11 protein-coding genes are annotated in these 11395 nt (G+C 64.4%); 7 read left to right on the top strand and 4 right to left on the bottom strand.

Annotated features, from left to right (window positions below; genetic code table 11):
- The first annotated feature begins 6 nt into the window (after positions 1-6).
- The 4 genes from gtfA to KAK11_RS12705 all read left to right on the top strand — a co-directional run bounded on the left by gtfA (position 7) and on the right by KAK11_RS12705 (position 5329).
- The gene (gene gtfA, locus KAK11_RS12720; protein WP_210809504.1) at positions 7-1479 is read left to right on the top strand and encodes a sucrose phosphorylase; all 1473 of its coding nucleotides are present in this window, start codon (positions 7-9) and stop codon (positions 1477-1479) included.
- A gap of 139 nt (positions 1480-1618) precedes the next feature.
- A complete protein-coding gene (locus tag KAK11_RS12715) occupies positions 1619-3235 on the top strand; it encodes a gamma-glutamyltransferase family protein (protein ID WP_210809503.1) in 1617 nt (538 codons plus the stop codon).
- Positions 3235-4143 (top strand): DMT family transporter, encoded by a 909-nt coding sequence (locus tag KAK11_RS12710; protein ID WP_210809502.1) that lies wholly within the window; start codon positions 3235-3237, stop codon positions 4141-4143. The genes KAK11_RS12715 and KAK11_RS12710 overlap by 1 nt, the downstream gene beginning before the upstream one ends.
- 235 nt (positions 4144-4378) lie before the next feature.
- Positions 4379-5329, top strand: coding sequence for an alpha/beta hydrolase (locus KAK11_RS12705; protein ID WP_210809501.1), 951 nt, complete (start codon positions 4379-4381; stop codon positions 5327-5329).
- A gap of 39 nt (positions 5330-5368) precedes the next feature.
- Here the strand turns inward: KAK11_RS12705 and KAK11_RS12700 are convergent, their stop codons facing one another.
- Complete coding sequence (locus KAK11_RS12700; protein WP_210809500.1) at positions 5369-6283, bottom strand: DMT family transporter; 915 nt, start codon at positions 6281-6283, stop codon at positions 5369-5371.
- 38 nt (positions 6284-6321) lie between these two features.
- Here KAK11_RS12700 and KAK11_RS12695 point away from each other — a divergent pair, with 38 nt between their 5' ends.
- Together KAK11_RS12695 and KAK11_RS12690 are read left to right on the top strand one after the other, a co-directional pair.
- Positions 6322-7398 (top strand): MBL fold metallo-hydrolase, encoded by a 1077-nt coding sequence (locus KAK11_RS12695; protein WP_210809499.1) that lies wholly within the window; start codon positions 6322-6324, stop codon positions 7396-7398.
- A gap of 131 nt (positions 7399-7529) precedes the next feature.
- Positions 7530-8522 carry a quinone oxidoreductase family protein gene (locus KAK11_RS12690; protein ID WP_210809498.1) on the top strand — a complete coding sequence of 331 codons (993 nt, stop codon included), beginning with the start codon at positions 7530-7532 and terminating at the stop codon, positions 8520-8522.
- Positions 8523-8654: 132 nt separating this feature from the next.
- Here the strand turns inward: KAK11_RS12690 and KAK11_RS12685 are convergent, their stop codons facing one another.
- Positions 8655-9020, bottom strand: coding sequence for a hypothetical protein (locus tag KAK11_RS12685; RefSeq protein WP_210809497.1), 366 nt, complete (start codon positions 9018-9020; stop codon positions 8655-8657).
- Between the two features lie 7 nt (positions 9021-9027).
- Positions 9028-9801: a sulfite exporter TauE/SafE family protein gene (locus KAK11_RS12680; protein WP_210809635.1), complete on the bottom strand. Its 774-nt coding sequence runs from the start codon at positions 9799-9801 to the stop codon at positions 9028-9030.
- Positions 9802-10008: 207 nt separating this feature from the next.
- On the opposite strand from KAK11_RS12680, the gene KAK11_RS12675 reads away from it, so the two are divergent.
- Entirely contained in the window at positions 10009-10545 is a 537-nt protein-coding gene (locus KAK11_RS12675) for a DUF924 family protein (RefSeq protein WP_210809496.1), read from the top strand.
- Between the two features lie 25 nt (positions 10546-10570).
- On the opposite strand, the gene xdhC is transcribed toward KAK11_RS12675, so the two are convergent.
- The gene (gene xdhC / locus KAK11_RS12670; RefSeq protein WP_210809495.1) at positions 10571-11380 is read right to left on the bottom strand and encodes a xanthine dehydrogenase accessory protein XdhC; all 810 of its coding nucleotides are present in this window, start codon (positions 11378-11380) and stop codon (positions 10571-10573) included.
- Between the last annotated feature and the right edge of the window lie 15 nt (positions 11381-11395).

The raw sequence follows: 11395 nt of genomic DNA, 5'->3' as shown, positions 1-11395 counted from the left end.
ACTTTGATGAAGAACCAAGTTCAACTCATTACCTATGTCGACCGCTTGAGTGGTGGTGGCATGCGCGAACTCAAGGCCTTGCTGGAAGGGCCGCTGAAGGGCTTGTTTGGTGGGGCGCACCTGCTGCCTTTCTTCTATCCCATTGACGGCTCAGACGCCGGCTTTGACCCGATCGATCACACGCAGGTCGACCCGCGCCTGGGTGATTGGTCTGATGTGCGCGCCTTGTCCGAGACGGTGGACATCATGGGGGACGTGATCGTCAACCATGTGTCCTCGGAGTCTCCGCAGTTCAAGGACTATGCCGCCAAGGGCGCGGCCTCGGCCTATGCGGGCCTGTTCTTGACACATGCCTCGGTGTTCCCGCAGGGGGCCACGCAGCAAGACTTGTTGAGCATCTACAGGCCACGCCCAGGCCTGCCTTTCACGGTGACCACGCTGGCCACGGGTGAGAAGGAATTGCTGTGGACGACCTTCACGCCACAGCAGTTGGACATCGATGTGAGCCACCCCCAAGGGCAGGCGTATCTGCACAGCATCCTCGACACCTTTGCGGCCAACGGCATTGGCATGGTGCGCCTGGACGCCGTGGGCTACGCCATCAAAAAGGCGGGTGCCAACTGCTTCATGATGCCCGAGACCTTTGACTTCATTGCCGAGTTTGCACAGCAGGCTCGGGCGAGAAAGATCGAAGTGCTGGTCGAGGTGCATGCCTACTATCAGCGGCAGATCGAGATCGCAGCCAAGGTGGATTGGGTGTATGACTTCGCCCTGCCGCCCCTGGTGCTGCACGCCCTGTTTTTCGGGCAGAGCGGCCCGCTCAAGCGCTGGATCGCGATTCGCCCCAACAACGCTTTGACGGTGCTGGACACCCATGACGGTATTGGCATCATCGACATTGGTGCTGACGCCGCGGACCGCCAAGGCTCGCCGGGGCTGGTGCCGCCTGAAGAGCTCGATGCTTTGGTCGAGCGCATCCATGCCAACAGTGGGGGTCAAAGCCGCCAAGCCACGGGTGCTGCCGCTTCCAACCTGGACCTCTACCAAGTCAACTGCACCTTCTTCGACGCCTTGGGCGCCGATGACTCGGCCTACTTGGCAGCTCGCGCGATCCAGTTCTTCATGCCCGGCGTCCCTCAGGTCTACTATGTGGGCTTGTTGGCGGGGCGCAATGACATGAGCCTGCTCGAGCGCACCCGGGTTGGGCGCGACATCAACCGCCACCACTACACCGAGGGCGAAGTTCACGCCCAATTGAAGCAACCCGTGGTTGAGCGACTGTGCGAACTGATTCGCCTGCGCAATCAACACCCTGCATTTGGCGGCCAGTTTGAATGCGCGGACAGCGCTGAGGACGCCTTGAGCTTGCGGTGGGTGAACAAGGATCAATGGGTCCACTTGCACGTGGACCTGCAGGCTCGGCAAGCGACGGTGGACATGACAACGCCTGAAGGCGGCACCACGCGCATGGCCCTGTGAGCGCGCCAAGGGCCACTTAGGTCGGCGGTTGGCGAGGGGCCTGAGAAAAGAGCGCGCCTCTCACCTTGGGCTGGGCTGGATGCGGGCCATTGCAGGCCTGTGCCCACCGACCTGACCGACATGGGCGACACTTGGGCCCATGCTCGTCTTTGATCACCAACACCCCGGCTACCCCAGTCATCGCCAGCCGCTGTTGGCCCGCAATGTCGTGGCCACCTCCCACCCTCTGGCGGCGCAGGCCGGTTTGCGCATCCTGGGGCAGGGCGGCAATGCGGTGGATGCGGCCATTGCCACAGCAGCGGCCATGACCTTTCTGGAGCCCTGTGCCAATGGCCTGGGCTCCGATGCCTTCGCCATCGTCTGGGATGGCCAGCGCCTGCACGGCCTGAATGCCTCGGGTGCCGCACCGCAGGCGTGGACGCCCGAGTACTTCAAGCAACGCTACGGTGCCGAGGCCACCAGCCCGCCGATGCGGGGTTGGGACGCCGTGACCGTGCCAGGCGCGGTGGGCGGCTGGGTCGCACTGCACGAGCGCTTGGGCCGACTGCCCTTTGCCGATGTGTTGGCGCCGGCCATCGAGATGGCGGAACGCGGCGAGGCCGTGCCGGTGCTGGTGCAGCGTGCCTGGGCCCGGGCCGCGCAAGTCACTGAGCTGACCCGCCAGCCGGGCTTCACCGAGATGTTCTTGCCCCGTGGGCGGCCGCCTGAGGTGGGTGAGCGCTTTCGCGCCCAGGGCGCAGCCCGCTTGCTGCGGGCAGTGGCCAGCAGCCGCGGTGAAGCGTTCTACCGGGGCGAGATTGCCAGTGCAATGGCCCGGGCGGCCAAAGAGCAAGGCGGTGCCTTGACCGAAGCCGACCTGGCCGCCTATCAAGCGGAGTGGGTCACGCCCTTGGCGCAGGGCTTTGAAGGCCATACCCTGCATGAGATCCCGCCCAACGGCCAAGGCATTGCGGCGCAAATGGCGCTGGGCATGTTGCAGCAGTTTGACCTGGCCGCCCTGCCCATTGACAGTGCCGCCTGCCAACACCTGCAGATTGAGGCCATCAAGCTGGCCTTCGCCGACCTGCATGCGCATGTCGCCGAGGCCCGGCACATGCACCTGCCCGTCAGCAGCCTGCTGGACCGCGACTACTTGGCGCAGCGCGCACGCCTCATCGACCCCCACCGCGCCCAGCACTTCGGCCCCGGCACGCCGCCCAAGGGCGGCACCATCTATCTGAGTACGGCCGATGCCAGCGGCATGATGGTGAGCTTCATCCAGAGCAACTACATGGGCTTTGGCTCGGGCGTGGTCTTGCCCGACTGGGGCTTATCGCTGCAGAACCGCGGCCATGGTTTCAGCTTGGATGCGGCGCATCCGAATGTGGTGGCGCCGGGCAAGCGGCCTTTCCACACCATCATCCCCGGCTTTTTGAGCCGCAATGGCCAGCCGCAAATGAGCTTTGGCGTGATGGGCGGGCACATGCAGCCGCAAGGCCATGTGCAAACCTTGGTGCGCATGCTCTGCCACCGCCAAAACCCGCAAGTGGCCTGCGACGCGCCGCGCTGGCGCTTTGAGCAAGGCCTGAGCCTCTCGCTGGAGCAGGGCGCGCCTGAGGCTTTGCGCGCAGGCTTGGCGGCGCTGGGCCACCAGCTCACCGACATCACCGACCCCGGCCAGTTTGGCGCCGGGCAATTCATTTGGCGTGATGACGCGCATGGTGGCTACATCGCCGCCAGCGACCCGCGCCGTGACGGTGCTGCCCTGGGGTTCTGATGCGCGTCGATCAGGTCAGCAAGACCTTTCGCGCTATAGGCCCTGGCCTGCTGCTGGCCTTTGGTGGTGCGCTCGGCTTTTCAGGCAAAGCCATCATCATCAAGCTGGCCTACCGCTACCCTGGCGTGGACGCCGTGGTGCTCATCCTCTGGCGCATGATGCTGGCGCTGCCGCTGTTCTTGCTGCTGGCTTGGCATGCTGGGCGCGGCAAGCCGCCGCTGACCCGGCGAGACAAGCTGGCCATTTGGGGTTTGGGCTTCAGCGGCTATTACCTCGCCAGTTTGTTGGACTTTATGGGTTTGGCCTACATCACGGCCTCCCTTGAGCGGCTCATCTTGTATTTAGGTCCCACCATCGTGTTGGCCTTGTCCGTGGTGTTTCAGGGCTACAAAGTCACTTGGCGTCATGGCTTAGCGCTGGCCATCAGCTATGGCGGCACGGTGCTGGTGTTTGGGCAAGAGCTGCACTTGCAGGGCTCGCATGTGCTGTTGGGCGCGGCCTTGGTGTTTGGCAGTGCCGTCAGCTATGCCATCTACATGGTGGCCAGCGGCGCCATGGTGGCGCGCTTGGGCTCGCTGCGCCTGGTGGGCTTGGCGTCCAGCGCAGCCTCAGTGTTTTGCATCGCTCACTTTTTGTGGGTCAAGCCACTGTCAGCGGCCCTGGTGCCCATGCCAGTGGTGTGGCTGTCGGTGCTCAATGCCACCTTGTGCACTGTGGCGCCGGTGCTGATGGTGATGATGGCCATCGAGCGCTTGGGCGCGCCCTTGGCCTCGCAGGCTGGCATGGTCGGTCCCATGGCCACGATTCTGCTGGGGGTCTGGATCTTGGGTGAGCCCTTCACCCCCCTGGTGCTGGTGGGAACCAGCTTGGTGCTCACTGGCGTATGGCTGTTGGCCAAATGGCGCTGAGACGCCAACAATCTGTGTAGATTTTTGGTTAGTTCCCCAGCAAGAGGGAGGCGCATGTCACCTTTCGTGCGCAAAAATCGTCTACTTGATGTGCCAGCCCAGCAGGGGGCTGTAGAGCTGCTGGCGCATTGACTCAGAGCTGCGCTCCAAAGCATGAAGGGCGAAAGCCTCAGTCAAGCCGCTCACCAAAGCAAAGCACCGGGCGGCACTCAAGTGGAACTCAGGGAGGTAGAAGATGAAGACTTTATGGACGAGCTTTCTGGCGGCCTTGTGCCTGCAAGCGCCCGCCGCACAGGCCCAACAAACGCAAAACATTGAAGATCATTGGCGCCCAGATTGCGGGTGCTATCGGCGCATCGACTGGGGCACTGAATCTTGGTTCGACCCGACCTATCCGGACACCTTTAAACAAGACTTCGACTTCTGGCCGGTCAGCCGCGGCGCCACCAAGCAGCCTTTGGTCATCTGGACGCATCCGGGCGGTGGTGTGAAACACATTCCCGTCCAAAGCGACCCCAACAACCCGACGCTCTACGACAAAATCATTCTGCCCGCCAAGGCGGCGGGCTTTGCGGTGGCGTCCATCGAGTATCGCCACCCGGTTCATAACGACTACATCGTCCCGCCGCCACACTGGGACATCGGGCTGGCTGTCCAAAGCCTGCGCAACATGGCTGATGAGTTGGGCATTGACCCGAACAACATCTTTTTGATCGGGGGCTCGCAAGGCACGCTGAATGTCTGGCAGGCTCAGCAAACCGACCTGAAAGTGGAGGGCGCCCAAGGGGCAGCGGGCCAGAGTTCGCTGGTCAACGCGGTGTATGCCTATAACGCGCAGGCCACCTACAGGGAGACCGAGAACGCCAAGTGGTTCCTGGTGCCCGAAGACCGCAAGGCCTACATCAAGGACTTCCGAAAGGACCACCCCCAATACGCCAACTTCGGCTCGGCCGCCAGCAGCGTGCATCGCCTGTCGCCACCGATCATGCTGAAGTTCGAGGCCCCATTTTTCAGGCGCTTGGTGACTCGTGGCGAAGCCAAAACACATCACCCCGATGCGGGCCTGAAGATCTGCGAAGCCTATCAAAAGGCCCGTATCGGCTCCCTCTGCCAGGCCATCGACAACATCCCCAAATCTGAAGACTACAAGGGCTTTACCGACTTCTTCCGCAGCCACTTGAAGTGACTTGGCTGAACGTGCAGGCGGGGGGCCCGCATGTGGAGCTTATCGCTTGGCCGACACCACAATGCCCAGCACAATCAAGCCGAAAGCCGCCAGGTGAAACCACTGCGGCCACTGGCCCAGCAGCGCGGCTGAAAAAATCCCCGCAAACACCGGCGTGAGGTTGCCAAAGAAGCCCGCAATGGCTGGCCCCACGGCACCCACGCCGATGCCCCAACTGCGATAGGCGATCAGGCTGGGCCCCACCGCCACGAACAGCAAGATGGCGCCGACCTGCCAGCTCCAGCGCCACTGCTCGGGGCTGACGCTGGCTTCAATGCCCGTGGCCAAGGCGCTCCAGCATAGGCCAAACACCATTTGCACCATCAAAAACGCGGCCCAGTCCCAGGCCGGGCGCTGCTCACCTTGCATATGCGCCGGTGGCCGCGCCAATTGCCAGCTGTAGAGGCACCAGGTGAAGATGGCCAGCAGCATCAGCAAGTCGCCCGGCACAAACTGCAGGCTCAGCAGGTTGCTGGGCTTGCCACGGGCAATCACCAGGACCACGCCTAACATCGACAGCGCCGCGCCAATCAGGTCCGCCGCGCGCGGCCGCACACCATAAAAGACCGCCCCAATGGAGAGCATCCAGATCGGCGAGCTGGCCGCAATCAGCGTCACGTTCAAGGGCGTGCTGGTGTGCAGGGCCATGTACTGCAGCGCGTTGTAGCAGCCCATGCCCAGCAGGCCCAGCATCGAGAGATAGCGCCAGCGCTGGGCAATGGCCTCGCGCTGGCGCAGCACGGCCCCGGCCAGCGGCAGCAGCAGCACAAAGGCAATGACCCAGCGCGCCAAGTTCATGGCCACCGGCGGAATGCTGCCCACCGCCATGCGGCCCACCACCGCGTTGGCCGCCCACATCAGCGGGGCCAGGGTCAGGAGCAGGGCAATGCGAGGGCTGAGGGGCTTGTTCGTCATGGGCTGCAAGCATAGCGGCCAGCCGCTACAGTCCCGCCATGGCTTTGAAATTCAATCAATGGCGCTGGGCGCTGCTGGTCTTGGCGTTGGCCGGTGGCGGTTTGTGGGCCGCCGCGCAACCCGCCGACAACGCCGCCTACAACCCGGCCAAGTCCCACCACACCCCCACCGGCTTTCAGAACCGCTACGGCGGCAATGAGATGAAGAGCCAGTGGGAGGTCATCAAGTGGCAGGCGACTCGCAGCAACCCGCCGCTGCCCGACCCGCCCCTGCCCACCGCCACGCCCGACTTCAACGCCCCCGGCCCCAGCACCACCTGGCTTGGCCACTCCACCATGCTGGTGCAGATGGGCGGCCTGCGCTTCATCACCGACCCGCAGTTCTCCGAGCGCGCCTCACCGGTGCAGTGGGCCGGGCCGCGTCGCGTGGCGCCACTGCCGGTTGACGTGGCGGCCTTGCCCAAGCTCGACGTGGTGCTGATCTCCCACAACCACTATGACCACCTGGATGTGGCCTCTGTGCAGGCCCTGGCGGCCCAGGCCGGTGGCGCGCCGCTGTTCATCGTGCCGTTGGGCGTGAAGGCGTGGTTTGAAGACCAAGGCATTCAGAATGTGGTGGAGCTGGACTGGTGGGACCGCCACCGCGTGGGCGCGGTGGAGTTTGTCCTCACCCCCGCCCAGCATTGGTCCAGCCGCACGCCTTTTGACCGCCGCGCCACGCTGTGGGGCGGCTTTGCAGCCCTGGCGCCCGACTTTCATCTGATCTACACCGGCGACACCGCCTACAGCCCCGACTTTGCCGACATCCGCGCGCACTTCAAGCCTGAGCAAGCGCAAGGAGGGTTCGATCTGGCCCTGGTGCCTATCGGCTGCTATGAGCCACGCTGGTTCATGAAGAACCAGCACATCAACCCGGCTGAAGCGGCGCAGATCCATCTCGACCTGGGCGCCAAGCAAAGTGTCGGCGTGCACTGGGGCACCTTTGAGGGCCTGTGCGACGAGCCGCTAGACCAAGCCCCCAAAGACCTGGCCCAGGCCCGCCAAGCCTTTGGTGTGCCTGACAATGCCTTTACCACCCTGCGCCTCGGCGAAACCCGCACCTGGCCCACACGATAAGATCGGCTCACAAAACTCTTCTGGCGTCGTTGGCCCGGCTTGCCGTACTCCGTGTACTGTCTGCGCCGGATCCGCCTAGCCAGAACCGCTGCGCTGAGTTTTGTGAGCCGATCAGACATCAGGAGATCCCCATGACCCACTCCAGCCGCGCCATCCGCATCCAAGCCTATGGTGGCCCCGAACAGCTTGAACTGGTGCACACCGAGGTGGGCGAGCCCGGCCCCGGCGAGATCCGCATCCGCCACCACGCGGTGGGCCTGAACTACATCGATGTGTATCAGCGCACCGGCCTTTACGGCAACCCGCTGCCGCTGGCCCTGGGCATGGAGGGCGCAGGCGTGGTCGAAGCCGTGGGCGAGGGCGTGAGCCACCTGCAGGTGGGCGACCGCGCCGCCTATGCCAGCCAGCCCCCCGGCAGCTATTGCGAGCGCCGCGTGATGCCTGCCAAATGCGTCTGCAAGCTGCCCGACGCCATCAGCTTTGACGAAGGCGCGGCCATGATGCTCAAGGGCCTGACCACCCAATACCTGCTGCGCCAAACCCAACCCCAAGGCGGCCTCAAGGCGGGTGACTTCATCCTCTTCCACGCCGCTGCGGGCGGTGTGGGCCTGATCGCCTGCCAATGGGCCAAAGCCATGGGCCTGCAGATGATTGGCACGGCCGGCAGCGACGACAAATGCGCGCTGGCGCGTGAGCTGGGTGCCAGCCACACCATCAACTACCGCAGCGAAGATTTTGTCGCGCGGGTCAAAGCCATCACCGGCGGCCAGGGCGTGAAGGCGGTTTACGACTCGGTGGGCGCCGACACCTTTATGAAGAGCCTGGATTGCCTCCAGCCCTTTGGCCTCTTGGCCACCTACGGCAATGCCTCGGGCAAAGTGCCACCGCTGGACATCGGCGTGCTGGCCGCCAAGGGCTCGCTCTATGTGACCCGCCCAACCCTCTTCACCCACATCGCCACCCGCGAACGCACCCAAGCCATGGCCGACGATTTGTTCGCCATGGTCACCAGCGGCCAAGTCAAGATCCGCATCGACCAACGCTACAAACTCGAAGACGTGGCCCAAGCCCACCGCGACCTGGAAGCCCGCAAGACCACGGGGTGCACCATCTTGACGGTGTGAAGGTGATTTGTGGACGCGTCGCTGAGCTGCGCATCTCTTCGAGTACGCAGCTCAGCTGCAGATGATGGCAGCGGGTCTGCGGTAGATAGAGCCGCGCACTTGGTGCCTGAGATTCGGGATCATGAACCTAGCTCAGGGTCCAACGGCCTTGAGTATCTGAGGCCAGCGTCGAAGGAGTAGCACGGTGGAGCCCACGCTCAAGCCCACTCCGCCAATGACGTGCAAGAGGACCGTGTGGTCATTGAACCACCGCACGCTGTGGTTCCACCAAGCCAAGTCCAGTCCCTGTGTTTCCAAGGTCGGGATCAGCAGCATGTGGAGCACGCTCAAGGGCGCCTCCACACCCAGTACGGTCATCACCGCCAGGCCATAGCCAATCGCAGGGGCGACCAGCACGAAGGTCCAGGGTCGCTCAAGTCGATGCCCAGGTCTGAAGGCCAAGCCCGTTGCGAGCAGAACGGGCAGATAAAGGGTCAAGCCCGACAGCAGCAGCTCCACCTGAGCCTCACAGCATCAGCATCTTCACCGCCACCGCCCCCAGCACGATGGCGATCGCATAGCGGATCAGCGCCAAGGGGGCGCGGGTGCTGATGAGCGCGCCGATCAGCACGCCGGGGATGGAGCCGACCAGCAGGCTGAGCAAGAGGGCGTAGTCCACATTGCCCATGGTCAGATGGCCCAGGCCCGCGATCATGGCCAGGGGGATGGCGTGGGCCAGGTCGGTGCCCACCAGCTTGGAGGGGGTCAGGCGCAGCGGGTAGAGGTAGACCAGCATCACCGTGCCCAGGGCGCCGGCCCCAATCGAGGTCAGGGTGACCAGCACGCCCAGCACCACACCGCCCAAGACCGTCAGCACCGGCTGCACATGCTTGAACTGCTCGGAGTTGGTGACGCGTATCTTGCGCCCCAGGCCCTGCAACTGGTCTTTGAACACAATGCCCAGGGCGGTGACGATGAGCATCACGCCCACCATGTCGATGATGAGGCCGCTCTTGACGCGGTTGGCCCCCGAGAAGCTCATCCAGGCCAAGGTCAGTGCGGCCGCAGGCAGGCTGCCCCAAGCCAGGCGCTTGACCACCTCCCAGTCCACGGTGCCATGGTTGTGGTGCACGCCCACCCCAAACATTTTGGTGATCGAGGCATAAAGCAGGTCAGTGCCGACAGCCGTCTGCGGCGACACGCCAAACACCAGCACCAAGATCGGCGTCATCAGGGCGCCGCCGCCCACGCCGGTCACACCCACCACCAAGCCCACCAGCAAGCCTGCCAGGGAGTTCATCCAATCCAGTGCCACGTTCGCCTTCCTCTACTCAGCCCCGGAGAGGCCAAACAGGGCGCATTCTGTCTGCCACTGCGGGGGCAAGGCGGGCTTTCCGCGCGCCAGGGGGCTGGATCCCCCACGCTTGAGGGGTCTTTTCAAGGCTCGCGGCCACAGTTCAGTGCACCAAAGAGGTGAAATGCAGCCACACCTGTTTTTGGGAAGCCCATGCACACCACCGTTCTTTCGTTTTGGTTTGAAGAGATTGAGCCCCGCCTTTGGTTTGCCACCGACAGCGCTTTTGATGCGCTGATCCGTCAGCGCTTTGAGGGCGTGATGAAGCAGGCTGCGGCGGGCGAGCTGTGGGCCTGGCGGGCCACGGCGCAGGGGCGCTTGGCCGAGATCATTGTGCTCGACCAGTTCTCGCGCAATGTCTATCGCCAAACCCCGCAGGCCTTTGCGCAAGATGCGATGGCGCTGGCCCTGGCCCAAGAGGCCGTGGCTGCCGGTGCGCTGCAAGCGCTGGAAGAGCGTCAGCGCAACTTCTTGCTGCTGCCCTATATGCACAGCGAATCAGCCGCTGTTCATGCGGTGGCCGAGCCTTTGTTCAAGGCGCATGCCTCCGCGTCTAGCCATGAATTTGAGCTGCGCCACAAAGCCATCGTCGACCGCTTTGGCCGCTATCCGCACCGCAACGCGATCTTGGGGCGGCCCTCTATGCCTGAAGAGGAGGCGTTTCTGGCGCTGCCGGGCTCGGGCTTTTGATACAGAGCGGGCTGTACGCGCGGGCTTAGGTGCCGCGGTGCAGGAGCATCTGCGCCACCACTGAGGCCGCAATCACGCCCGGCTCTTTGCCGCTGATGCCGGGCAGGCCAATGGGGCACACCATCTGGGCCAGTGCCTCAGGGCTGTGCCCCCGCTCGGCCAGGCGGTGCTCGAAGCGCGCGCGCTTGGTGGCAGAGCCAATCAGGCCCAGCCAGCCGGCGTCACCGCGTTGCAGCACCGCATGGGCTAACGCCAAATCTAAGGCATGGCTGTGGGTCAGGATGAGGTGGAAGTCGCCGGGCTGCGCATCGGCCACTTCGTCCTCTAGAGGCTGGGCGGCCACGGTGTGGATGTGGGCGGGCAGGGGGGCGGCTGGGAACTCAGCGTCGCGCTCATCCAGCCAGCGCACTGTGCAGGGCAGGGTGGCGCAGGCCTGCACAATGGCCCGGCCCACATGGCCCGCGCCATAGAGCTGCAGCCTGAAGCGCGGCGGTGGGCTGGCCCAGGCCGCCAGGCTCTGGGTGCTGAGGGGCTCAAAGTGCAGGCTCAAGGCGCCGCCACAGCATTGGCCCAAGCTGGGCCCTAAGCTGACGCTCCAGACCTCGGGCTCGGCCCGCCCTTGGGCCAATGCCTCGCGGGCGCGGGCAATCGCCTGCCATTCCAGGTGGCCGCCGCCAATGGTCCCGGCCACCTCGCTGGCGCTCACCAGCATGGTGGTGCCTTGTTCGCGCGGCACTGAGCCTCGGGTCGCGCCCACCCGCAGCAGCAGGGCGGCCTCCCCACGGGCTAACCAGGCTTCGGCGGTGGCCAGGGACAGCTCAGGAGCCGCAATCATGGCGTTGAACGTGCC

The organism is Ideonella paludis (assembly GCF_018069865.1).
GTDB classification, from domain to species: domain Bacteria; phylum Pseudomonadota; class Gammaproteobacteria; order Burkholderiales; family Burkholderiaceae_C; genus Ideonella; species Ideonella paludis.
This window is presented reverse-complemented; position numbering and strand designations above follow the sequence as displayed.